Origin of the sequence: Hymenobacter sp. PAMC 26628 (assembly GCF_001562275.1) — a bacterium.
GTDB lineage: Bacteria > Bacteroidota > Bacteroidia > Cytophagales > Hymenobacteraceae > Hymenobacter.
This window is the reverse complement of sequence record NZ_CP014304.1, coordinates 3,002,901-3,026,479: the sequence shown is the minus strand read 5'-3', so window position 1 is coordinate 3,026,479 and position 23,579 is coordinate 3,002,901. Positions and strand designations below refer to the sequence as shown.

At 61.0% G+C, this 23,579-nt stretch carries 17 protein-coding genes; 11 read left to right on the top strand and 6 right to left on the bottom strand.

Going from position 1 to position 23,579, the window contains the following annotated elements; translation table 11 throughout:
* Nucleotides 1–2: 2 nt before the first annotated feature.
* The gene (locus tag AXW84_RS13245) at nucleotides 3–3,767 is read right to left on the bottom strand and encodes a PAS domain S-box protein (RefSeq protein WP_236943122.1); all 3,765 of its coding nucleotides are present in this window, start codon (nucleotides 3,765–3,767) and stop codon (nucleotides 3–5) included.
* 85 nt (nucleotides 3,768–3,852) lie between these two features.
* On the opposite strand from AXW84_RS13245, the gene AXW84_RS13240 reads away from it, so the two are divergent.
* From AXW84_RS13240 to miaA, 3 genes are all read left to right on the top strand, one after another.
* Nucleotides 3,853–5,019, top strand: coding sequence for a glycosyltransferase (locus AXW84_RS13240; protein WP_068233979.1), 1,167 nt, complete (start codon nucleotides 3,853–3,855; stop codon nucleotides 5,017–5,019).
* Nucleotides 5,020–5,191: 172 nt separating this feature from the next.
* Nucleotides 5,192–6,880, top strand: coding sequence for an amidase (locus AXW84_RS13235; RefSeq protein WP_068233977.1), 1,689 nt, complete (start codon nucleotides 5,192–5,194; stop codon nucleotides 6,878–6,880).
* A 2-nt stretch (nucleotides 6,881–6,882) separates the two neighbouring features.
* Complete coding sequence (miaA, locus tag AXW84_RS13230; RefSeq protein ID WP_236943121.1) at nucleotides 6,883–7,824, top strand: tRNA (adenosine(37)-N6)-dimethylallyltransferase MiaA; 942 nt, start codon at nucleotides 6,883–6,885, stop codon at nucleotides 7,822–7,824.
* 80 nt (nucleotides 7,825–7,904) lie between these two features.
* Here miaA and pfkA read toward each other — a convergent pair whose 3' ends face one another.
* Complete coding sequence (gene pfkA / locus AXW84_RS13225; protein WP_068233974.1) at nucleotides 7,905–8,876, bottom strand: 6-phosphofructokinase; 972 nt, start codon at nucleotides 8,874–8,876, stop codon at nucleotides 7,905–7,907.
* Between the two features lie 232 nt (nucleotides 8,877–9,108).
* Between pfkA and AXW84_RS13220 the strand changes: the two genes are divergently transcribed.
* From AXW84_RS13220 to AXW84_RS13195, 6 genes are all read left to right on the top strand, one after another.
* A complete protein-coding gene (locus AXW84_RS13220; protein ID WP_068233971.1) occupies nucleotides 9,109–9,555 on the top strand; it encodes a tellurite resistance TerB family protein in 447 nt (148 codons plus the stop codon).
* 1,002 nt (nucleotides 9,556–10,557) lie between these two features.
* On the top strand, nucleotides 10,558–11,640 hold the full coding sequence (locus tag AXW84_RS13215; RefSeq protein ID WP_068233969.1) for an efflux RND transporter periplasmic adaptor subunit: 1,083 nt from the start codon (nucleotides 10,558–10,560) through the stop codon (nucleotides 11,638–11,640).
* A gap of 26 nt (nucleotides 11,641–11,666) precedes the next feature.
* On the top strand, nucleotides 11,667–14,858 hold the full coding sequence (locus AXW84_RS13210; RefSeq protein WP_068233966.1) for an efflux RND transporter permease subunit: 3,192 nt from the start codon (nucleotides 11,667–11,669) through the stop codon (nucleotides 14,856–14,858).
* A complete protein-coding gene (locus AXW84_RS13205) occupies nucleotides 14,851–16,287 on the top strand; it encodes a TolC family protein (protein ID WP_068233963.1) in 1,437 nt (478 codons plus the stop codon). Before AXW84_RS13210 ends, AXW84_RS13205 begins: the two co-directional genes overlap by 8 nt.
* Nucleotides 16,288–16,619: 332 nt before the next feature.
* Nucleotides 16,620–17,816, top strand: coding sequence for a TonB-dependent receptor (locus AXW84_RS13200; RefSeq protein ID WP_068233960.1), 1,197 nt, complete (start codon nucleotides 16,620–16,622; stop codon nucleotides 17,814–17,816).
* A 51-nt stretch (nucleotides 17,817–17,867) separates the two neighbouring features.
* A complete protein-coding gene (locus AXW84_RS13195; RefSeq protein WP_068233957.1) occupies nucleotides 17,868–18,338 on the top strand; it encodes an outer membrane beta-barrel protein in 471 nt (156 codons plus the stop codon).
* Nucleotides 18,339–18,446: 108 nt separating this feature from the next.
* Here AXW84_RS13195 and AXW84_RS24960 read toward each other — a convergent pair whose 3' ends face one another.
* The gene (locus AXW84_RS24960; protein ID WP_162268264.1) at nucleotides 18,447–19,052 is read right to left on the bottom strand and encodes a hypothetical protein; all 606 of its coding nucleotides are present in this window, start codon (nucleotides 19,050–19,052) and stop codon (nucleotides 18,447–18,449) included.
* A 697-nt stretch (nucleotides 19,053–19,749) separates the two neighbouring features.
* Here AXW84_RS24960 and AXW84_RS13190 point away from each other — a divergent pair.
* Nucleotides 19,750–20,268, top strand: coding sequence for a sensor histidine kinase (locus tag AXW84_RS13190; RefSeq protein WP_068233954.1), 519 nt, complete (start codon nucleotides 19,750–19,752; stop codon nucleotides 20,266–20,268).
* Nucleotides 20,247–20,981: a LytR/AlgR family response regulator transcription factor gene (locus AXW84_RS13185; RefSeq protein WP_068233951.1), complete on the top strand. Its 735-nt coding sequence runs from the start codon at nucleotides 20,247–20,249 to the stop codon at nucleotides 20,979–20,981. The genes AXW84_RS13190 and AXW84_RS13185 overlap by 22 nt, the downstream gene beginning before the upstream one ends.
* A gap of 153 nt (nucleotides 20,982–21,134) precedes the next feature.
* Here the strand turns inward: AXW84_RS13185 and AXW84_RS13180 are convergent, their stop codons facing one another.
* The 3 genes from AXW84_RS13180 to AXW84_RS13170 all read right to left on the bottom strand — a co-directional run bounded on the left by AXW84_RS13180 (nucleotide 21,135) and on the right by AXW84_RS13170 (nucleotide 23,534).
* A complete protein-coding gene (locus tag AXW84_RS13180; RefSeq protein WP_068233947.1) occupies nucleotides 21,135–22,331 on the bottom strand; it encodes an aspartate aminotransferase family protein in 1,197 nt (398 codons plus the stop codon).
* A 206-nt stretch (nucleotides 22,332–22,537) separates the two neighbouring features.
* Nucleotides 22,538–23,047: a hypothetical protein gene (locus AXW84_RS13175; protein WP_068233944.1), complete on the bottom strand. Its 510-nt coding sequence runs from the start codon at nucleotides 23,045–23,047 to the stop codon at nucleotides 22,538–22,540.
* Nucleotides 23,048–23,063: 16 nt separating this feature from the next.
* Nucleotides 23,064–23,534, bottom strand: coding sequence for a hypothetical protein (locus AXW84_RS13170; RefSeq protein WP_157887006.1), 471 nt, complete (start codon nucleotides 23,532–23,534; stop codon nucleotides 23,064–23,066).
* Nucleotides 23,535–23,579: the final 45 nt, after the last annotated feature.

Genomic DNA, 23,579 nt, shown 5'->3' with positions numbered 1-23,579 from the left:
CGTTAACTGGAAGCAGCGTCGGCGGGTAGAGCCAGTGCCAATGCGTAAGCCTCCGCAAACGCCACAAAGTAATGCTGTAACACGAGAAAATTATCTTTCACGTCAGCGGCGGGATCCGCTTTGAGTTGCATTTCGAGCACCCGGGCCTGCGCTGCGAGGGCCACCGCGCCCACCGTGGCGGCCGTGCCCTTGAGCTGGTGCAGGGGCGAGAGCAGCGCCGTGCCGTTGGCCGCCGTAGCCTCCTCGGTCAGCGGGGCGGCGTCGGTAATCAACTGCCGGGCCTCTTCCTCAAACTCGCGGTACAGGTCAACCGCAAATTCGGGGCCCCCCAGCTCTTGGAGCTGTTGCAGCACGGCCACGTCGAGCACCGGTTCCGGGTCGGCGGCCGGCGTAGTGGCCAGGGGCGCGGCGGGTACCGGCTTAGCTGCGGGCGCAGCAGCCACCGACGCGGCTACGGGCGCGGGCGCCACGGCGGGCACGGCCACCACTTCGGGGGCTACCACAGAGGCTGGGGCTGCTGGCAGGGCTAGGGGCTCGGGGGCCCCGGCGAGGCGGGTACGGCGGGGCGGGCGGGGGCGCACCCAGCGGTGCAATACCTCGTGCAGGCGCTGGCTTTTCACGGGCTTGCCCACGTAGTCATCCATGCCTTGACGCATGAAGCGGCTGGCATCTTCCTGCATTGAGTAGGCCGTCATGGCTACCACGGGCGGGCAGCCGGTGCCCAGGCGCTCCCGAATTTCGCGGGTAGCCGTGATGCCGTCCATGTCGGGCATCTGGATGTCCATGAAAATCAGGTCGTAGTTGGCCCCCAATGCCGTGGCCTGGGCGATGGCGTCGGGGCCATCGGTGGCCACGTCCACCACGCAGCCCAGCTTGTGCAGCAGCCGCTGGCCTACTTTCTGGTTGATGGGATTGTCGTCGACGAGCAGGATGTGGGGCGGGGTGAGAAATACCTGCACGGGACCTTCGGGCTCAGGCAAATGCACGGGCAGGTCTTCAAATTGAGCCTGGCGGCAGCGGATGGTAAACCAGAACACGCTGCCTTGGCCGGTGTCGGAAAATACGCCGATTTCGCCGCCCAGCAGCTCGGCCAGCTGCCGGCTGATGGCCAGCCCCAGCCCCGTACCGCCGTAGGTTTTGCTGGAGGTGGTATCGAGCTGGGTGAAGTTGGTGAACAGCCGCGAGGCATCGTCAGGCGAAATGCCGATGCCTGAGTCCTGCACTGCGAAGCGCACGGTGTGGTAGTCGCCGTCGGTGGCCACCGACGATACCACCACGCTCACCGTGCCCTCGTTGGTGAACTTGAGAGCATTGGCCACCAGGTTGGAGAGAATTTGCAGCAGGCGCACCTCGTCCGTTACCACGAAGCGCGGCGTGTGGGGCGTGATGTGGTAGGTGAAGATGAGGCGTTTCTGCTCGGCCCGGTACAAGAAGAGTGAACGGATGCGCTCGAGCACCGCCTTTAGCTCCAGGGCGCCTTCCTGCAGGCGCATCTTGCCCGCTTGGATCTTGCTCAGGTCGAGAATGTCGTTGAGGATGGTGAGCAACGCGTCGCTGCTCTTGCGCAGCGTTTCTACGTACTCACGCTGCTCGTCGGTGTTTACCGTCTGGTTCAGCAGATCAATCATGCCGATGATGCCGTTCATGGGCGTGCGCAGCTCGTGGCTCATGTTGGCCAGAAACTGCGTTTTGGCCTCCAGGGCGGCCTCGGCCGTGTCTTTGGCCAGGCGTAGGTCGTCCTGCATCTGGTGCAGTTCGGTCACGTCGCGGGCAATGCCCTCGCTGCCGGGGGCCCCCTGCAAGGCCTGGCGGGCGTTGATGAGCACACTGACCGGGTGGCCAGCGCGGTGGCGCATGGCGGTTTCGAAGTTGCGCAGGCTACCAGTGTGCTCCACCAGGCTGGCCAGGCGGTCGGCGGTCGTGGCTTCGTAGTAAAAGTCTTGCACCGGGCGGCCCAGCACCTCGTGGGGCTCATAGCCCAGCACCTCGCGCACCGAGGGGCTGACGATGGTGAGCAGGCCCGCCTCGTCGGTGCGATAGTACACGTCCTGGAACGACTCGAAAATGGAGCGGAACTTCTCTTCCTGGGCTTCCAGGGCCAGCTGGGCCCGCTTCTGCTCGGTGATGTCGTGGGCGATGGCCGAAATCTCCTCAAACGAGCCGTCGCCGAGGTAAATCGGGTTCAGGTGCACCTCAATCCAGAGGTCGCGGCCGCGCAGGTCGCGCAGGCGCACCTCAAAGCGTTGGGGCTGCCCGGTTTCGGCCAGCTGGTAATACTGCGTGAAGGTTGAGCGGGGCTCGTCGTCCATGCGGGCCAGGTCGGCCACGCGCAGGTCGAGGCCGCGGGTGGCGGGGACCCCGTTGCGGCGCAAGAAGTAGGCCCCGTAGTTGCGGTTGAACGAGGCCAGGCGGCCGCGCCCGTCCACGGTCCACATCAGGTGCGAGCCGCTCTCAAAAATGGCGTTCAGGCGCGCGTTCTGGCGCTGGATCTGCTCCTCGTTGCGCTTGCGCTCGATGGCCAGGGCCACCTGGTTCGAGATGAAGTGGAGCACGTCGAGGTCGCCGGGCGCGTAGGCGTCGGAGCGGTGGTAGTCTTGCACGGCCAGCACCCCGATGATGCGCTCGCCCACGCTCAGCGGCGAGGCCAGCATCACCTCCGGCATCAACCCGAAGGCCGAGATGGTGCCGTTTTGCACCAACTCCTGCATCTCGGCCCGGGTGATGTAGCGCGGCTGCCCGCCGCGGATGACGTACTCCGAGAGGCCCGACGAGAACGGCCGCGGGGCGTGGGCCCGGGGCTGGGGGTGCTGGTCGACGTAGTAGGCAAACTGCAGCTCGGTGCGGGCGTCGTCGCACAGGGCAATGAACAGGTTGCTGGTTTCGATGATCTTGCTCAGCTCGCGGTGGATGGCCCCGTAGAGGGCAGCCAAGTCCTTGGCGCTGATAGCCAGGTTGGCGATGCTGTAGTACACCTTCTGCAGGCGCTCGGCCTTGATGCGGTCGGTGATGTCGTGCAGGATGGCGTGGCCGCTCACCGGCTGGCCGGGCTCGCGCACGGCGCTGAGGCTGCCGATGAGGTGCACCGGCTTGCCGGTGCTGGTGAGGAACACGGTTTCAATTTTGTTCACCGGCTCGCCCTCGTACAAGTTACGCAGCTGGTAGAGCAGCTTGGCTTTGTAGTAGGGGTGCACCACGTCGGTGAGGGAGCGGTGGGCTAGGTCGGCGTCGGTGTAGCCGAGCTTTTCCTTCCAAGCCTTGTTCACGAAGAGCAGGTTGTTGTCGGCGCTCAGGTGCATCACCAAGTCCTGGGCGTTGTCGAGGAACTCCTGCAAGTGGGAGCCGTCGTGGCCGGCCAGGGCGGGCGGGGGGGCGCTGCGGTCGGCAATTTCCTGGCCCGCCAGCCACAAGCCCGTCACTTGGCCGCCGGCGTCGCGGGCAAAGCCGCCCTGCCAGCGCAGCAGGCGCACGTAGCCGGCGCGCGTGAGCACGGCGCACTCCAGCCCGTCGTCGAGGCGCTCGCGCTGCAAGTATTCCTGGTGGGCCTGCTCGCGAGCGTTACGCTCGCTGGACGGCACAAACAGGCGGTAGAACGAGCGCCCCAGCACCTGCGCCCGCTCGTAGCCGGTAAGGGCCAGGAACGTCGCGTTCACGTCCATCACTAGCCCCTGCCGGTCGGCCAGCACGTACGATTGCCCCAGCTGGTCGAATAGCGCGGGCAACGGGGGAACGACGGGCGTGGGTGACTGAACCGTGTGAGAAGGCGACATAAACACGAACGAATAGGATAGGTAATAGGGCCCCGCACGGCACAGCTCGAGCGGGTGTAAATTTGGCCAAATTACCACCAAAAATATGATGCCGCCGGTAAAAAATAAGTTGCCGCCGCGGCGGCCTCCCACCGGGCTCCGGCTGCTCTTCGCCGCCACCACCGATTTGGTGCACGACCAGCGGATGCAGCGCATTTGCAGTAGCCTGCAAGATGCTGGCTACCAAGTGGAATTGGTGGGGTGGGCGCGGCCTGCCTCGGGGCCCCTACCGCCCCAAAGCTACCGCCAGCACCGCCTGCGTGGCTGGTTTCAGTCGGGTAAGCTGTTCTACCTCGAATACAACCTGCGCCTGCTGGTGCACTTGCTGCGCCGCCGCGCCGACGCCTGGTGCGCCGTCGACCTCGATACGGCCCTGCCCGTATGGCTGCGGGCCCGTCTGGGTGGCCAGCCGCTGGTGTACGACGCCCACGAGCTGTTCACCGAAACGCCCGAAGTGGTGGGCCGGCCTGCCGTGCAGCGCGCCTGGCGCTGGGTGGAGAACTTCGTGGTGCCCCGCGCCCGGCTGGCCTACACCGTGGGCCCGGCCCTGGCGCGGGTTTTTGAGGCGCGCCACGGCCGGCCGTTTGCCGTGGTTCGCAACGCTGCCCGCCCGGGGCCCCCGGTGGCCGCGCCCAACGGTGAAGCTGGCGGCTACGTCCTCTACCAAGGGGTGCTGAACGTGGGCCGCGGCCTGGAGGCCCTGCTCGACGCCATGCCGCAGGTGCGCGGCCGCTTGGTGCTGTGCGGCGAGGGCGACTGTTCGGCCGCGCTGCGGGCCCGGGCCGCGCACCTGGGCCTGCTGGCCTCGGGGCAGGTGGAGTTCCGGGGCTACGTGCGGCCCGACGCGCTGCGAGCCGTCACGGCCGGGGCGGCGGTGGGGGTCATGCTGCTCGAAAACCGTGGCCTTAGCTATTATTACTCGCTGGCCAACAAATTTTTCGACTACGTGCACGCTGGTATTCCGCAGGTGCTCATCGACTTCCCCGAGTACCGGGCCTTGAACGACGCCTACGATGTGGCCGAGCTAGTGCCCGACCTCGACCCGGGGGCCCTGGCGGCGGCCCTCAACCGCCTGCTGCCCGGCGGCGACGCCGCCCGCGCCCAGCAACTGGCCACCAACTGCCGCCGCGCCGCCCCGCACCTCAGCTGGGCACAGGAGGAAGATGTGCTGGTGGCGTTGTACGCTGGCCTATTCGGGGGCCCCAAGATGTAGCGTGGACGCTGCGAGTCCGCGGCTCTCGCTTCGTCCTGCCGGTAATTGTTTAGCGGCCATTCAGCCGCGCAGACCTGCAACCAAAAGGTCAGCGTAACTAAAGTCCGCGCAACAGGGCGCGCTACGGGCAAACTATCCTAGCTTTGCCCGTAGCACTTGCCCCCGATTTTATATGCTGAAAAAACTACTGCCTGCTTTGCTGCTAGGTGCTGCTGGCTTTGGCGCCGGGGCCCTGGTGGCCCGCCCTACCGCCGCCGAGCCCGTAACCGTCCCGCTGCTGCGCGCCGCCCAGGAGCTATTGGGCCTGCACTTCACCGATGCCCAACTCGACTCGGCCAAGGGCGCCATCGGGCGCAACCGCAGCAGCTACGAAGAGTTGCGCAAAATTAACCTGCCCAATACCGTGGCCCCCACGCTCGTGTTCGACCCCGTGCCGCTGCGCCTGCGCCTGGCCCCCGCCGCCGGCAAGCCAGGGCCCGACCGAATGGCCCCCATCGGCAAAATAAAAATGCCGACCAACCGCGACGACCTGGCCTTTTACACCGTGCGGCAGCTGGGCGAGCTGCTGCGCACCAAGCAGGTGTCATCGGTCGAGTTGACCGATTTTTTTCTGGCGCGGCTGCGCAAGTATTCGCCCAAGCTGGAGTGCGTCACTACCCTGACCGAGGAGCTGGCCCACCAGCAGGCCCGCGCCGCCGATGCCGAAATAAAGGCCGGCCACTACCGGGGCCCCCTGCACGGCATCCCCTTCGGTGTCAAGGACTTGTTTAGTACCAAAACCTACAAAACCACCTGGGGCTCGGTGCCTTATAAAGAACAGATGCTGGACGAGGACGCGGCCGTGGTGACGCGCCTGCGCGACGCCGGGGCCGTGCTGGTGGCCAAGTTTACGCTGGGCGAGCTGGCGATGGGCGACGTGTGGTACGGCGGCCAAACCCGCTCGCCGTGGGACATCAAGCAGGGCTCGAGCGGCTCGTCGGCGGGCTCGGCGTCGGCGGTGGGGGCGGGGCTGGTGCCGTTTGCGCTGGGCACCGAAACGTTGGGCTCCATCGTGAGCCCGAGCACGGCCTGTGGCGCCACCGGCCTGCGCCCCACCTTTGGGCAAGTGAGCCGCGCCGGCGCCATGGCCCTGAGCTGGAGCATGGACAAAGTAGGGCCCCTGACCCGCTCCGCCGAAGACTGCGCGCTGGTGTTCCGGGCCATTCAGGGCGAAGACCCGCGCGACGTAGCCACGCTGCTGCGCCCGCGCGCTGCCGCCGACTTCCGCTGCGCCTTCGATACCGACGTGAAAAAGCTGCGCGTGGGCTACCTCAAGGCCGATTTTGAATCCAAATACCCCTCGCAAGGCACCGATAAAGCCACGCTCGACGCGCTACGCAAGCTAGGCGTGGAATTGGTGCCCCTCGACCTGCACAACCTGCCCGCCGGCGAACTGACCTTCCTGCTCAGCGCCGAGGGCGCGGCGGCCTTCGACGACCTCACCCGCTCGGGCCGCGATGCGCTGATGGTGAACCAGGGCCGCAACGCCTGGCCCACCACCTTCCGCGCCGCCCGCTTTGTGCCGGCCGTGGAGTACCTCCAGGCCCAACGCGCCCGCCGCGTGCTGATAGAGGACGTGGACAAGCGCCTGCTGGGCCTCGACGCCTACGTGGGGCCCTCGTTCAACAGCCCCAGCCTGGTCATTACCAACCTCACCGGCCACCCGGCTGTGGTGGTGCCCAACGGCATGCGGCCCAACGGCTTGCCCGCCACCATCACCTTCACCGGGCAGCTCTACGGCGAGGCCAAGCTGCTGGCCTTGGCCAAGGCCTACCAAGACGCCACCGACTTCGACGAGAAACACCCACCGCTGAATTTTTAGGTTTGCCCGCCGCTCCCACTGAGTTATTGCCCTCGGAAATCCTGGCTCAATTGGGGCCCCGGCCCGGCGACCCGCGCCCGGTACTGCTCGTGGTGGCCGGGCCCACGGCGGTGGGCAAAACGGCCCTGTGCGTGCGGCTGGCCCAGCATTTCGGTACCGAAATCGTGTCGGCCGATTCGCGCCAGTTCTTTCGCGAAATGAGCATTGGCACGGCCAAGCCCACTCCGGCTGAGATGGACGGTGTGCCGCACCACTTCGTTGACAGCCACAGCATTGCCGAGGAGTACAGCGCCGGCCGGTTCGCTGCTGACGCGCTGGCCAAGCTTGACGAACTGTTTCGAACGCACCCTGTGGTTATCCTCACCGGCGGCTCGGGGCTGTACGTGCAGGCCGTGACCGACGGCCTCGACGAGCTGCCCGGCGTGCTGCCCGAGGTGCGCGCCCAGCTGCAAGCCGAGCTGGCCGCCCACGGCCTGGGGCCCCTGGTGGCCGAGCTGGCCGCCACCGACCCCGTGGCCCACGCCCGCATCGACCCGCAAAATCCTCAGCGCGTGCTCCGGGCCCTGGAAATTACCCGCGGCACGGGCCGCCCGTTTTCAAGCTACCACACCCAGGACACCGCCGCGCGCGACGCGGCGCGGCCGTTTCGGGTCGTCAAAGTAGCCCTCACCCGCGAGCGGGACGTGCTCTACCAGCGCATCAACCAGCGCGTGGAAAACATGCTGGCCGAGGGCTTATTGGCCGAGGTAAAAGGCCTACTGCCCCAGCGCAGCCGGCCTGCTTTGCAAACCGTGGGCTACCAGGAAATTTTCGGCTTCCTCGACGGGGAATATGACTGGGACGAAGCCGTGCGCTTGCTCCAGCGCAACACGCGCCGTTACGCTAAGCGCCAGCTCACGTGGCTGCGCCGCGACGCGGCCTACCAGTGGGTGGAACTGGGGTAGCGTAGGTTGTGCCATAAAGTCGCCTGTCATCCTGAACGCAGCGAGGGATGACAGGCGATTTTGTTGTCCTACTTTGTGCGTTACACGCTCAGAATTTCTACCATGCGCATGAAGCTCTGGTTGATGGGTTTTTTCTTGCTGATGGTGTCCACAAAGGGAGTGTAGACCAGTTTGCGGTCGATGATGCCAGCCATTACGTTTCGCATACCGTTCATCAGGCCTTCGACGGCGGCGATGCCAATTTGCGAGCCCAGCAGGCGGTCGGCGGCGGTGGGGGAGCCCCCGCGCTGGATGTGGCCGATAACGGTCACGCGGGTGTCGAGTTGCGGAATGGCGGCTTTGACGTGGGCCGCCACGTGGTGGGCATTGCCTTCCACGTCGCCCTCGGCCACGATGACAATGAAAGAGGTTTTGTGGCGCTGCCAGCCGCTGCGCAGCGTTTCGATGGCCGCCTCTACACTCATCTGCGTTTCGGGAACCATCACGATTTCGGCCCCACCGCCGATGGCGCACGGAATGGCGATGTAACCCGAGTCGCGGCCCATCACCTCGATGAAAAAGCAGCGGTCGTGCGAGTCAGCCGTGTCGCGGATTTTGTCTACACAATCCAGGGCCGTGTTCACGGCCGTGTCGTAGCCGATGGTATAATCCGTGCCGTAAAGGTCGTTGTCGATGGTGCCCGGGGCCCCCACGGTAGGAATGCCAAACTCTTCCTCAAAAATCATGGCGCCGGTGAAGGTGCCGTTGCCACCGATGGCCACCAAGCCCTCAATGCCATTGTTAACTAGTTGATCGAACGCCTGTTGGCGGCCTTCCTTGTTGCGGAAGGAGTGGCTACGGGCCGACTTGAGGATGGTGCCGCCCTTCTGCACAGTATTTGACACGGAGGCCGAGTCTAGCTTCACAAATTCGCCCCGGATCATGCCCGAGTAGCCGCGCATGATGCCGTACACTTCGATGCCGTGGTACGTGGCCGTGCGCACCACCGCGCGGATGCACGCGTTCATGCCTGGCGAGTCGCCGCCACTGGTAAAGACTCCAATTCGTTTCATGGTAATTCAAAAAATCCAATTTTGCGCCGTTTTCAGTGCAAACCGCGCAAAGGTGCGGTTTTCGGCGGAACAAACCTAGTTTTTTGCCGTTAGCAACCCCGCCCGCCCTAGGGGTGTAACTCTACTGATTCCGCCAAAAGAGATATAAAAATTCGGTAAATTCCTGTAACTTACCGTCGACTACTACCAAAAACTGCTTCCCACCCGCGTCCTACCCTTAATTCATCGTCCCATGTTCGGTTTTTTCGAAAATGAGCAGGCCAAAAAAATCAAAGGCCACCTCTGCAACCTCGCGGCCCTAGCCAAAGCCGACGGCCACATCGACGACCGCGAAATGAATTTTATCATCACGGTAGGCAAAAAGAATGGAATGGGAGCTGCTGAGGTACGCAAAATTGTGGCCGGCAACACCAACTGCCTTTCCGACTTGCCCACCACTGACTCGGATCGGTTCGACCAGATTTTTGACCTCGTCGACATGATGCTGTCCGATGGCATTGTAGATGAGAGCGAGATGGATTTCTGCATCATGATGGCTGAGAAGCTGGGCTTCCGCAAAGCCATTGTGGGCGTACTGGTTCGCAAAATCTCGCAGGGTGTGAAGGACGGCCTACCCGAAGACCGAATCAAAGAAGAGAGCTTGAGCTTTTTAAATTACAACGACCTGCCCGCCCGTTAAGTACGCGCCGCGACTAAACGAAAAGCCCGGTTTGCGCTGGCCATCAATTGGCAGGCGCAAACCGGGCTTTTTTGTGGCGTAAGATGGCCATGTCAAACGATAAATGCCCTGTCCTACCGGGGCCCCAGAAGAAGGCAAGCCGCTTGGTGAACAGCGGTTATCCCAAGCCTAGCTGAGGACCGCGACCAAGCTGCTTGGCTTGGTATGGCTCTCAAAGTATTGTATGGCTGGGGAACTGGCGGCGTATCCGCTCTTCCTGCTGGCCAACCACTAATTGTTGCGGGGAACGAGTAGACGATCATCAACTGGCCGGCCGATTTCTTGGCCGGTCCGCCGTGCTGTGCACCAACCCAAGAACTGCTAATCTAGCGGCGGGCCCCAGCGAGACGTTGTAAAAGCAACAAAAACCAAGCTTGCCCCGTGGCACTCGCTTGGTTCCTGAACTGGGGTGGCCAACGAGGACGCAACTACTCATTCCCATTTGCCAGCTAAGACATGTACCGCCTCAAGCAACATGGTTGAGGACCGCCTTAGGACTTGGGTTGAATGAAGCTCTCCACAAAAGTTCTTCCCCGAAGTGCCTCAGGGCGTTCTTTTTTCAAGCGCTCCCCAGTGCTTCACGCGTTTTTAATGTAGTGGGGCTTGTTTTGCTTCACCTTCCGTGTCCACATAAGCTATCTGGTGTTGGCATATTCCCGCAGGTTAGCTCTCACAGATTTTGATTGAGACCAGCATTTTGGCTGGCATTCAGCGGCTCACGGCCGATTGCAAAAACCTGATTGCGAAGCATGTAAAACTTTTATTTGGGTAATTTCATCAAGCAGATGGAATGCGTTTTTTAGCAGTGACCTCTGTCGCTGCCAAAAGACCAGCGCGCATCAACCGAGCCATTGCATAGGCAATAGTTCTTGGCGCAATGGCTGGTTTTCAACGTGCCGCACACCTCTCCACACCCACACCTTTCGGGATTATCAGCCGCCCATTGCGGTATTTAGTGATTTTATGAAAAGACTATTCATGCTTATGAGTTTGGGCGCCTTGTATTGCAACACAAGCTGCTCCAGCAAGCCAGAAGAAAAAGAAGAGCAAATCAAACTGTTGACTACTAGCCCGCTGGCCACGGACACGACCGTTACCAAAGAGTACGTGGCCCAGATTCACGCTTACCAGCATATTGAGCTGCGGGCCCTGGAAAAAGGCTATTTGCAAAAAATATTTGTCGACGAGGGCCAAGCCGTGACCAAGGGGCAGCCCATGTTCCAGATTACGCCGCTGGTTTACCAAGCCGACTTGCAGAAGTCGCAGGCCGAAGCCAACTACGTGAACATTGAGTATAAAAACACAAAGAGTTTGGCCGACAGCAACATCGTGTCGAAGAATGAGTTAGCGCTATCCAAGGCTAAGCTCAACAAGGCAATAGCCGACGTTTCCCTGGCCCAAACTCACCTCCAGTTTACGTCTATTAAAGCGCCTTTTAGCGGCATCATGGACCACTTCCAAGGCCGGTTGGGCAGCGTGGTGAACGAGGGTGACCTGCTGACGACGCTCTCCGACAACAGCAAGATGTGGGTTTACTTCAACGTGCCCGAGGCCGAATACCTGGCTTATAAGGAGCAGGCCAAGGCCGATAATGTGGTGAACGTGAAGCTGCTGATGGCCAACAACGAGGTGTTCAAATACCCCGGCGTAGTGAAGACCATCGAAGCCGACTTTAACAATGAAACCGGCAACATCGCCTTCCGGGCCACCTTTCCCAACCCAGGCGGGCTGCTGCGCAACGGTGAAACCGGCAGCATCCTCATGACGGTGCCACTCAAGCACGCGCTGCTCATTCCGCAGAAAGCCACGTTTGAGATTCTGGAAAAGAAATACGTGTACGTGGTCGACAAAAACAACGCGGTACACCAGCGGGAAGTGGTTATTGCGTCTGAAATGCCCGACTTGTACGTCATCAAATCCGGCATATCCAGCCAGGATAAGATCCTGCTGGAGGGCCTGCGCAAGGTGAAGGATGGCGACAAGATAAGCTACACTTACAAGGACCCGAAGACGGTTATCTCGCACCTGAAGGTGTACAGCGAGTAAGCTTCCCCCACTAAAATAGCTATTCTATGTTTAGTAAATTCATTCGCAGGCCAGTATTTGCCATTGTCATCTCGGTGGTCATCGTCCTGATGGGCGTGCTGGCCATTATGAAGCTGCCCACCTCGCAGTTCCCGGAAATTTCGCCGCCCCTGGTGATGGTGAGTGCGGCCTACCCCGGCGCCAGCGCCAAGGTGCTCACTGAATCGGTACTGATTCCGCTGGAGCAGGCCGTGAACGGCGTGCCGGGTATGAAGTACATGACCTCTGACGCCGTGAGCGCCGGCGAGGCCAACATCCAGATTGTATTCAACCTGGGTACCGACCCCGACCAGGCCGTGGTGAACGTGAACACCCGCATCGCGCAGGTGCTCAACCGCTTGCCGGTGCTGGTACAGCGCGAGGGCGTGATTGTGAACCGGGTAGTTCCCAACATGCTGATGTACGTGAATTTGTACAGCAAGGACAAGAACACGGACATGAAATACCTGTTCAACTTCGCCGGCGTGAACATGATACCGGAATTGCAACGGCTGAGCGGCATTGGCCGGGCCAGCATTCTGGGTAGCCGGCAGTATGCCATGCGCATCTGGTTGAAGCCCGACCGCATGCGGGCCTACAAGATATCGGTCGACGACGTGATGAAGTCGCTGGATGAGCAGAGCGTGATTGGCTCGCCGGGCCGTATCGGCCGTTCCGACGGCGGGCAGGCGCAGTCGCTGGAATATGTGCTCTCGTACCAGGGCCGCTTCAACGACGTTGAACAATATAAAAACGTTATCCTGCGGGCCAACGCCAACGGCGAGAACCTCCACCTGAAAGACGTGGCCAACGTGGAACTGGGCTCGGAGTTCTACGACATCTACTCCAACCTGAACCAGTACCCGTCGGCGGCCATCGTGCTGAAGCAAACCTACGGCTCGAACGCCAGCGACGTAATTAAGGAGGTGAAAGCCAAGCTGGAAGAGCTGAAAAAAAGCAGCTTTCCGCCTGGCATGGACTACAAAATCACCTACGACGTGTCGAACTTCCTCGATGCGTCGATTGAGAACGTAATCCATACCCTGCGCGACGCCTTCATTCTGGTGGCGCTGGTGGTGTTCCTGTTTCTGGGCGATTGGCGCTCGACGCTGATTCCGGCCATCGCTGTGCCGGTGTCGCTTATTGGCTCGTTCATGGCCATGCAGGCGTTTGGGCTGACCATCAACATGATTACGCTGTTTGCGCTGGTGCTCTCGATTGGCATTGTGGTCGACAACGCCATTGTGGTGATTGAGGCCGTGCACGCCAAGATGGAGGAAGAACACCTCTCGCCCTTCAACGCGGTGCGCAAGGTGGTGGGCGAAATCAGCGGGGCCATTATCGCCATTACCGTCATGATGACGGCCGTGTTTATCCCAGTATCGTTCATGAGCGGCCCGGTGGGCATTTTCTACCGCCAGTTCTCGATTACAATGGCCACGGCCATTGTGATTTCGGGCCTTGTGGCCCTCACGCTGACGCCGGTGCTCTGTGCCATGATTCTGAAAAACCACCACGGCCAGCCCAAAAAGAAAACGCCCATTCAGCGCTTTTTCGACGCCTTCAACCGCGGGTTTGAGCGGCTGACCAACGCCTACACCGGCCTGCTGGCGAAGATTGTGGCCAACCGCCTCGTCACGTTTGCCATGCTGGGGGCCTTCGGGCTGGGCATCTGGGCCATCACGGCCAAGCTGCCGGCCGGCTTTATTCCGAGCGAAGACCAGGGCCTGATTTATGCCATTGTGCAGACGCCGCCCGGCACCACGCTGGAGCAAACCAACGCCGTATCGCAGCGACTGGCCGGCTTGGCTAAGGACATTCCCGGCATTGCCAATATCTCCTCGCTGGCCGGCTACGAGGTGCTCACCGAGGGCCGCGGCTCCAACGCCGGTACTTTGTTGCTTGACTTGAAGCCGTGGTCGGAGCGTAAGGAATCCATTGCCGACATCGTGGGCAACCTGGAGAAAAAGGCCAAGCAGATTCCGGGGGCGACCATCGAATTCTTCGAGCCGCCGGCCGTGCCGGGCTACGGCGCAGCGGGCGGTTTTCAATTGCAATTGCTCGACAAAACCAACTCCGGCGACTACAAGGCGCTGGAAAAGGTGAACGAGGAGTTCATGGGCAAGCTGAAAAAACGCAAGGAGCTGGCGGGCTTGTTCACCTTCTTCTCGGCCGATTATCCGCAGTACGAGCTGAAGATTGACAACGAGCTGGCCATGCAGAAAGGCGTGAGCATCGGCAATGCCATGAACACGCTTTCCATTATGGTGGGCTCGACTTATGAGCTAGGCTTCATCAAATACCAGCGCTTTTTCAAGGTGTACGTGCAGGCTTCGCCCGAATACCGGCGGCTGCCCAAAGACATCCTGAACATGTGGGCGAAAAACGACAAGGGGGAAATGGTGCCCTTCTCGGCCTTCATGAAAATCGTGAAGTCGCAGGGTGCCAACGAAATCAACCGCTACAACATGTACACCACCGCGTCCATTCGCGGCGGGGCGGCCGAGGGCTTTAGCAGCGGCGAGGCCATCAAAGCCGTGCAGGAAGTAGCCAAGGAGTTGCCCCACGGCTACGACATCGATTGGGGTGGCCTGTCGAAAGACGAAGTGAGCCGCGGCAACGAATCGACCGTTATTTTCCTGGTGGTGCTGGTGTTCGTGTACCTGGTACTCGCTGCCCAATACGAGAGCTTCCTGCTGCCGCTGGCGGTAATATTCTCCCTGGTAGCGGGCGTATTCGGGTCGTTCCTGTTCATTAAGATGTTTGGCCTGGCCAACGATATTTATGCACAGGTGGGCCTTGTGATGCTGGTCGGCTTGCTCGGTAAGAACGCCGTGCTGATTGTCGAGTTTGCGGCCCTGAAGCACGAAGAAGGCATGTCGGTGCGCGACGCGGCCATCGAAGGGGCCCGGGTACGTTTCCGCCCGATTTTGATGACCTCGTTTGCCTTTATTGCCGGCTTGGTGCCGCTGGTAGTGGCTACGGGGGCCGGGGCCATCGGCAACCGCACCATCGGCAGCTCGGCCTTGGGCGGCATGCTGTTCGGCACCGTGTTCGGGGTAATCATTATCCCCGGCTTGTACTACTTCTTCGGCACCTTGGCCGGCGACAGCAAGCTCATTCGGGACGAGAACGAATCCCCCATGTTCGAGGGGGTTGAGCCTCGCGTATTAATTGAAGAAACAGAGCCTTATGCTTAAGCGACGCATCTACCAAGGCCTGAGCGCCGCTTGCCTGGCCTTGGCGGTGGCGGGCTGCAAAATGCCCCAGTTGGTGGGGCGCGACGTGCGCCGCAGTGTGCCGTCCACCTACAATAACAGCGCCCAGGATACCCTCAGCACGGCCAAAGTGCAGTGGCAGGAGTTCTTCACCGATCCCAACCTGAAAGCACTGATTGACAGTGCCCTGCAACGCAACCAGGAGCTGAACATCACGCAGCAGGAGCTGCAGATAGCCCGCAACGAGATTCAGGTCCGCAAGGGCGAGTACTTGCCCTCGGTGACGCTGGGGGGCCAGGCAGCCCTCGACCGCGTGAGCCGCTACACCATCCAGGGCGCCACGGAGGACCAGATCAACATCCAGCCCGACCGCCGCACGCCCGACCCGCTGGCCAATTTCCAGCTGGGGGCCTATGCGAGCTGGGAAGTGGACATCTGGCACAAGCTGCGCAACGCCCGCAAGTCGGCCGCCACCCGCTACCTGGCGTCGGTGGAAGGCCGGAACTTCATGGTGACGAACCTGATTGCCGAGATTGCCACGTCGTATTACGAGCTCCTGGCGCTGGATAATCAGCTGCTTATTTTGCAGCAAAATATTGATATTCAGGACAATGCCTTGCGCGTGGTGCGGCAGCAAAAAGAATCTGCCCGGGTAACCGAGCTGGCTGTCAAGCGCTTCGAGGCCCAGATCCAGAATACCATCAGCCTGCAATTCGCTACCCGGCAGCGCATTACCGAAACCGAGAACCGCATCAACTTCCTGCTGGGCCGATTTCCGCAGCCCATTGTGCGCGACGACGAAGAGTTCAACAGCCTGGTACCAAAGACCATCCAGGCCGGCATCCCGGCGCAATTGCTGAGCAACCGGCCCGACATCCGCCAGGCCGAGCAGCAGCTAGTGGCCGCCAAGCTCGACGTGCAGGTGGCACGCGCCAACTTCTACCCGTCGTTGGGCATTTCCGGTGGGGTGGGCTTCGGGGCGTTCAAACCCGGCTTGCTGTTCACCACGCCGGGGGCCCTGCTGTACTCGATAGCCGGCGATTTGTCGGCCCCGCTCATCAACCGCAACGGCATCAAGGCCCTGTATTCCACGGCCAATGCTTTGCAGCTGCAAGCCGTGTACAACTACGAGCGCACGGTACTGAATGCGTATATTGAGGTGGCCAACCAGCTCTCGAACATCAACAACCTGGAGCAGGGCTACGAGGCCAAGCTGAAGGAAGTGCAGGCCCTGAGCCTGTCCATCCGCATCTCCAACAGCCTGTTCAAATCGGTGCGGGCCGACTACACCGAGGTGCTCTTCACCCAGCGCGACGCCCTGAACGCCCGTTTCGACCTGACCGAAACCAAGATGAAGCAGCTCAACGCCACGGTGAACGTGTACCGGGCCCTGGGCGGCGGCTGGGAGTAAAGATTTGGCAGCCAGCTAAGACGCCGGTGTTCCGGCTCTTTGCTGGTGCTCAGGTACAACTTTTTTCAACGGCTGCGGCTGTCCGGCATTACGCTGGGCAGCCGCAGTTGCTGTTGGGGCAGCAGGTGGCAGCCCACTTTGCTGCCTGGGTAGCATGAGCCAGGCTGGGGGCATTGATTGGGACGGGAGCTGGGGACGTGGGTGCTAGGCACGGCGTTGCAACCATTGGCCGGAACCGTTGAGTACGTCTACAGCCCGCGCTATCTGGTCGAAAAAATTTCGGCCCGGCCCCGGGGCCCCGGTACTTCGCTGCGAACCAACCCAGCGACGCTATGCGGCTCCGAATCTTTACGCTCCTCTTTTTTATCCTGTGGCAAACCACTGCCGGGGCCCAGGGCGTGGACGTGCGCGGCACCGTGCTAAACGCTGCCCAGCAGCCCGTGGAATTTGCTACCGTGGTGCTGCTCAGCGCCCAGGATTCGAGCGGCGTGCAGGCTACCGTGGCCGATGCCAGCGGCGCTTTTGTGCTGCGCGGTGTGGCGCCGGGGCCCTACCGGCTGCGGGCCTCGTTTGTGGGCTGGCTGCCCAGTACGCGGCGGCTGGTGGTGGCCGCCGGGGCCCCGCCGGCGCCCGTGCAGCTGCTGCTGCGCCCGGCGCCCCAGCAGCTGGGCGAGGTGCAGGTGACGACCCTGCGGCCGCGCATCACCCAACTGCCTGACCGCCTGGTGATGGACGTGGCCAGCACGCCGCTCGCCACCGGCTACACCGCCCTGGAGGTGCTGGCCCGCGCGCCCGGCGTGTACGTGGACCCGCGCACGGAAACCGTGTCGCTCAACGGCAAGGGCACGCTGGTAATCGTGGACGGCAAGCGCACCTACCTGGCGGCCGCCGATCTGGCCGTGTTCCTCAAGGGCTTGCCCAGCCAGGAGCTGCAAAAGATTGAGCTGATTACCAGCCCGGGCGCCAAGTACGACGCCGAGGGCCCCGGCGGCATCGTCAACATCGTCACCAAAAAAAGCCTGCAAAACGGCACCAAGGGCAGCCTCACGCTGGGCGCGGGCGGCACCACCAACAGCCGCCAAACCGCCGGCCTGTCCCTCAACCACAAGGCTGGGGCCCTGGCCCTGTACGGCGGCTACAACCTGGCGGGCCGCCAAACCCGCGTGTCCGACGAGGCGCAGATTGACTACCTCGGGGGCCCCAGTGGGGACGTGACGGCCACCCATTTGCTCACCTCGGCCACGCCCACCCGCCAGCTGGCCCACAACGCCAAGGCCGGCCTCGACTGGCAGCTGGGGCCCCGCACCAGCCTCAACCTGTACCTGCGCGGCCTGCGCACCGACCGCACCAGCGTCGCCAACGCCGCCACGCAGCTGCTGCGCGGCCCCGGGGCCCCCGTCGATTCGACGCTCGACAGCCAGACCAACACCGCTTACCACTCCACCCAGTACTCGGGCAATCTGGGGCTGAAGCACGCCCTCGACTCGGCCAGCACGCTCACCGCCGACCTGGACTACTCGCGCTACTAGTCGGCGAGCGAAAACCGGATTGCCAACACCTTTTTCACCGCCCAGAGCCCCATGCCCGGCCGGGGCGTGCAGCTGCGCAACTACCTGCCCACGGGCATCTGCATCGTGGCCGGGCAGGTGGACTACGAACGGCGGCTGGGCGGCGGCACCCTCGGGCTGGGGGCCAAGCACAGCTACGTAACGTCGGAAAACGACGCCCGCTACGAGCTGCTGCAAGCCGGCGACTGGCAGAACGACGCCCTGCGTACCAACTTCTTCACGTACCGCGAAAACGTGTCGGCGGCCTACGCCACCTTCGCCGGCAAGCGCTTCGGGCTGGCCTACCGCCTCGGGCTGCGGCTCGAAAACACGAACTCGCTGGGCGAGCTGCGCACCACCGGCCAGCAAAACGCGCGGCACTACACCAGCCTCTTCCCATCGGCGCTGCTGAGCCGGGCGGTGGGCAAAAGCGACTTCGTGAGCCTGGCCTACGGCCGGCGCATTCGTCGGCCCAATTACCAGAGCCACGGTGCCATTGAATAACCGCAGCTATGTGATAAGCTGCCAGAATTCTAGTTACAATGGCTGACACAAGATCAGTGTCGCTTTCGCGCAAATTTCTTGGCTTTGTAGTTGGAGATTATGAATGAACTATTTTTCAAAATCTATTGGCACATTACTTAAACAGTCCCAATTTGTGTCCTCTGGGAATGTCAAAATTTTAGGTGGTTCTTTTATTGAAATTATACGCCCACTCTCCTTTTCGATAATTACAATTACAATTCTGAATTCAGCATCTTCTTTATAAGATTCTCTTTTTCTAAATTGACTATTTATAAACCAACTGAATGAACCAAGACTAATTTCTTCTGAATAATCCATGAGATAAGCATCTTGATATTTTATTAAACCAAAGTAGGGTCTAGTTTCAAAGAAAGGTTTACGACCCAAATTGTTTAAAAATTCCTGAGATCCTTCAGTAAAGTCTTGGTAAGTTACTTGACTTCCCATCTGATTGAAAATCATGCTTATAAACTTAGATAGGTCTTTGATATAATAGCGAGAATCTTTGTCTTCTCCGAAGCGTAATTTAGCTTCCTCTATGGGTAAGTCTTCAGTAGACATAGAGAAAATGTAGAGATTTTCACCAATATTACCTGAAATTACTGCTCCCAAACCAAAGCCATTTGCATAATTAGTCCCCAAGTAAGTTATATGGCCCTCTTGAGTATCAGCTATGGGTCGCGATGCATCCATATTTCGGTAGAATTCTGCCGTGCCGAGCTGTAAAGTTCGGCATCCATCCAATGGATTATGATCTGAATTACAGTATTTGACTAGCTTCATGAGTGTAAATTCTTGCTTTTGAAATTATTTATTAAGCTCCCCTTTACTCATTGGCAGTGACTCTATACCCTCCCAAGTGTACTTTAACTTGATGCTTGTCGAACCGTTACTTAGCAAGATATAGCAAAAGCAGCATCAGTATGTGTGAAAGATCGCCGCAATGCCAAGAGCCAGTTTAAAATGATGTTTAGGTAAATTGATATTTTTAAATATTTGCTTAATTATACGTATGAGCTTTAATTATTAAAATGTTTGATCAATAAAATGTTTGATTTTAATATTATGATGATTATATAGCTTAAGAAGCTGTTCAAGTTAATGAAAAGGTCATGCTGAGCTTGTCGAAGCATCTCTACCGCTCAGTAAACCATGATTCACTGAGCGGTAGAGATGCTTCGACAAGTTCAGCATGACCGCCTATGATATTTTTTAGCTAACTAAAATATCTTATAAGTGTTTTAGCCTTTGATCTGTTAAATAGGTTATAATGGGTTGTTTTAGTGATGGATATTAGTGCTTCCATCTCAAAAAAGATAACCTGAAGCTGGAGCTGGAATTTCTGCGGGCGCAAATCAACCCGCACTTTCTGTTTAATACCCTGAACAGCGTGTATTCGCTGATTGAGGACAAGGACAAAACCGCCGCGTTCATCGTCGTGTCGCTCTCCGACATGATGCGCTACGCGCTGTACGACGCCGCCACCACCGAAGTGGACGTAGCCAAGGAGCTGGCGTTCATCCAGAACTACATCGAAATTCAGCAGATTCGGCACCGGCGGCGGCTGGAAGTAGCACTGGAAATTGCGCCCGATTTGGGGCCCCAGCGCATCCCACCGCTGCTGCTCATCAACTTCGTGGAGAACGCCGTGAAGCACGGCGTCGATAAATTGCGCCACGACGCCTGGGTGCGCATCCGCGCCTACCGCGACGAGCTGGGCACGTTCAGCTTCGCGGTGGCCAACGCCCGGCCGGCGCAGGCGGGCGCGGAAATCCGCGAAGGCATCGGCACCCGCAACACCCGCCGCCGGCTCGACATCCTGTACCCCGGCGCCTACTCGCTGCAAACCAGCCACACCGCCACCCAATTCGACATCCTGCTCCGCCTATGGCCCCCGCACAACGGCTGACCTGCGTCCTCATCGACGACGAGCCCCTGGCCCAGGAGCTGCTCCAGAAGTACCTCGGCCGCCTCGGCTCCGTGGCGCTGCTGGCCACGTTCGACAACGCCGTGGAGGCCCTGGTCCGGGTGGAAAAGCTGCGGCCCGACCTCATTCTGCTCGACGTGAACATGCCGGAAATGAACGGCTTGGAGTTCCTGAACACGTTTACGCGCTGGCGGCCGGCCATAATTTTCACCACCGCCTACTCCGAGTACGCCGTGCAGGGCTTCGAGCACGACGCGGTGGATTTCCTGCTCAAGCCCATCACCTTCGAGCGGTTCGCCCGGGCCATCGGCAAGGCGCGCCAGCAGCTGGCGCCCGCCGGGGCCCCCGAGCCGCCGCTGGGGCCCCCCGAGCGCCAGCGCCTGCTGCTCATCAAGGAAAACAAGAAGTTCCGGCGCGTGTCCGTCGACGACGTGCTGTTCGTGGAGGGGATGAAGGACTACCTTAAAATCTACACGAAAGCGGAGGTCGTCGTCGCGCACATGACGATGACCAAAATGGCCACCCTGCTCGACCCCGCTGATTTCCTGCGCGTCAACCGCTCCTACCTCGTGCAGAAAACCGCCATCAAGGCCATCCACGGCAACACCATCGAAATCGTAAACGGCATGGAAGTCCCCGTCGGCATCAATTACCGCGAAACTATTAGGCAGATGACGGAAAAGGGCGTGCTGTAATTAATTTGTACGCTGTTACCATTAACAATTAGGCCGTCATGCAGAGCGCAGCGAAGCAACTTTCCCGCAGCAGTAATTAATTAGTTACGCGGAAAAGATGCTTCGCTGCGCTCTGCATGACGGCCTTTTTCTGCGCGTTGGCCCAGTAATTAATTACCTGCCCGCCACAAAATCAATGGCCCGCAGTAAGCCCGCGCAGGCAGCGTCAATTTCCTCATCGGTGATGATTAGGGGCGGGGCCAGGCGCAGCGAGTTGTCGCAGAACAGGAACCAGTCGGTGAGGATACTTTCGTGTTCCAGGGCCCTATCGATGATGGGCTTGAGGACCTCGAACGAGTCGAATTCCACCGCCATTAGCAGGCCGCTGCCGCGCACCGCCCGGATGGCCGGGTGCCGCAGCTGCGCCCGGAACCGCGCCGCTTTTTCGGCCACGCCGGCGGCCAGGTTTTCGTCCTGCATAACGTGCAGCGTGGCCAGGGCCGCCGCGCAGCTCACCGGGTGGCCGCCGAAGGTGGTGCAGTGCCCCAGGATGGGGTTGGTCTTGAAGCCGCTCATGATTTCCGTGGTGGAAATGAAGGCCCCGATGGGCATGCCACCGCCCATGCCCTTGGCGCAGACCAGGATGTCGGGCTCGATGCCGTACTGCTCGAAGGCCCACATGGTGCCCGTGCGCCCGTAGCCGCACTGGATTTCGTCGAGGATGAGCAGGGCCCCCACCTCGCGGCAGCGGCGGCGCAGGGCCGGCAGGTAGTAAGGCGTGGGCAGGCGCACGCCGGCCTCGCCCTGCACCGTTTCGATGACGACGGCCGCCGTGCGCTCGGTGATCAGGGCCAAATCGGCGAAATCGTTGTGGCGGATGTGGCGCACGTCGGGCAGCAGCGGCCGGTAGCTGTTCTTGAAACTTTCGGAGCCGGTGATGGACAGGGCCCCGTGCGTGGAGCCGTGGTAGGCGTTCAGGCAGGAAATCAATTCCGTGCGGCCGGTGTGGCGCTTGGCCAGCTTCAGTGCCCCCTCGATGGCCTCGGTGCCGGAGTTGGTGAAATAGACCGAATCGAGGTGCGGGGGCAGGGTGTGGTGCAGGGCCTCGGCCAGTTGGGCGGGCACGGCCTGCACCAGCTCGCCGTACACCATCAGGTGCAGGTACTTGCCGAGCTGGGCGTGGATGGCGGCCAGCACCCGCGGGTGGCGGTGGCCCACGTTGCTCACCCCGATGCCCGAAATCAGGTCGAGGATGGGGCGGCCCTCCGGCGTGTACATGTACACGCTCTCGGCCCGCTCAATTTCCAGCAGCAACGGAAAATCGGAGGTTTGGGCCTGGTGTTTAAGAAAAAGCTGGCGGTGACTGACCACAGATTTAACGGATTTTAACGGATGGGGACGAATTTTTTGGGGTTCCGCGCCGGGTAGCCGTGGGGCGGCGGCGCGGCCACGGCTGTTGTGGCGGAAACGTTGCAACCACTGCCGGCCCGTTTAGATTCTTCCGCACCCGCTCCGCAAAAATAAAGAGGCCGCTGCGGGGGGCAGCGGCCTCAATAAAAGGCGAAGCGGGGAGGATGTTACTCCGGGCCCACGGGTGCGGGGCTCGGGGCGGCCGCTACGCGCCGGATAACTTCTTTAGTGAAGTCGCGCTCGGCGGCCAGCAGCTGGGCCACCTGCCGCAGCGAGAGCACCTTCTGGAACTTGTCGAAGTAGTCCTTTTCCAGGTTCAGCTCCTGCTGGCGGGTGTTATAGGTTTGGGTAATGTTGTCGCGGATTTGCTGGTCGGTGAGCACGTCAATCTGCTCGCGCTTCAGCGGCCGGCCGGTGCGGTTCAACTCACGGCGGCGCACGATGAACTCGTTATAGATCGGCCAGAAGCGCTGGGCCTGGTCCTGGCTGAGGGCGAGGCGGCTGGTGAAAAAAGCAATGCGGGCGTTGTCGAGCTGGGAGAGGCGCTCGGCCTTGGCCGCCTGCATCCGCTGGCGCAACGGCCCCTGGGCCTGGGCGGTGGTGGCGGCCAGCAGCAGGGCCCCGGCCAGGACCAGCCGGCGCGGCACGGGGGCAAAAAAGCAAGCAAACATGGTCATTGGGCAGGGCAAAAAACTACAAATACTGCGTTTCTTCGGCAGCCTGGGAGTCCAGGGCCTCGTTTAGTTCGGTGGGCGAGGGGCGGAGGAAGGTTTCGGCCATGCCGGGCCGGGCGTCCACCAGGCGGGCCAGGTCGCTGGCGTCGAGGTGGGCACTGGGGCGCAACAGGTAGGCCACCAGCTCGGTCTGGGGCACCGCGTCGAGGGCCGCCGTGGCGGCTCTGGCGCTCACCGTGGGGGCCGCCGGGCCGCCCAGGCCAAGCCAGAACGAAGCTATGAAGGTCCCCAGCACGGCCACCGAAGCCAGGCTGGTGCGCAGGGCCCCGGGCAGCAGGGCCCACCAGGCCGCGCCGCCGGCTAACGCGCGGGGCGCGGGGCGGCGGGCCATGACGCGCGCCGGCAGTTGGTCAAAATACGTAGTCGGCGGATCGCTGAGCGGCGGGTAAGGCCGCCGGGGGTACGCGTCCAGCTTAAAGGCAGTTTTCATGGCGGTTGGATGAACGGAACGCGGCAACGTTTAACCCGGTCCCAA

Coding starts and splice junctions, on each gene's coding strand:
- AXW84_RS13245 (WP_236943122.1), bottom strand. CDS start 3,767: ATGTCGCCTTCTCACACGGTTCAGTCACCCACGCCCGTCGTTCCCCCG.
- AXW84_RS13240 (WP_068233979.1), top strand. CDS start 3,853: ATGATGCCGCCGGTAAAAAATAAGTTGCCGCCGCGGCGGCCTCCCACC.
- AXW84_RS13235 (WP_068233977.1), top strand. CDS start 5,192: ATGCTGAAAAAACTACTGCCTGCTTTGCTGCTAGGTGCTGCTGGCTTT.
- pfkA (WP_068233974.1), bottom strand. CDS start 8,876: ATGAAACGAATTGGAGTCTTTACCAGTGGCGGCGACTCGCCAGGCATG.
- AXW84_RS13220 (WP_068233971.1), top strand. CDS start 9,109: ATGTTCGGTTTTTTCGAAAATGAGCAGGCCAAAAAAATCAAAGGCCAC.
- AXW84_RS13215 (WP_068233969.1), top strand. CDS start 10,558: ATGAAAAGACTATTCATGCTTATGAGTTTGGGCGCCTTGTATTGCAAC.
- AXW84_RS13210 (WP_068233966.1), top strand. CDS start 11,667: ATGTTTAGTAAATTCATTCGCAGGCCAGTATTTGCCATTGTCATCTCG.
- AXW84_RS13205 (WP_068233963.1), top strand. CDS start 14,851: ATGCTTAAGCGACGCATCTACCAAGGCCTGAGCGCCGCTTGCCTGGCC.
- AXW84_RS13200 (WP_068233960.1), top strand. CDS start 16,620: ATGCGGCTCCGAATCTTTACGCTCCTCTTTTTTATCCTGTGGCAAACC.
- AXW84_RS13195 (WP_068233957.1), top strand. CDS start 17,868: ATGCCCGGCCGGGGCGTGCAGCTGCGCAACTACCTGCCCACGGGCATC.
- AXW84_RS24960 (WP_162268264.1), bottom strand. CDS start 19,052: ATGGATGCATCGCGACCCATAGCTGATACTCAAGAGGGCCATATAACT.
- AXW84_RS13185 (WP_068233951.1), top strand. CDS start 20,247: ATGGCCCCCGCACAACGGCTGACCTGCGTCCTCATCGACGACGAGCCC.
- AXW84_RS13175 (WP_068233944.1), bottom strand. CDS start 23,047: ATGACCATGTTTGCTTGCTTTTTTGCCCCCGTGCCGCGCCGGCTGGTC.
- AXW84_RS13170 (WP_157887006.1), bottom strand. CDS start 23,534: ATGAAAACTGCCTTTAAGCTGGACGCGTACCCCCGGCGGCCTTACCCG.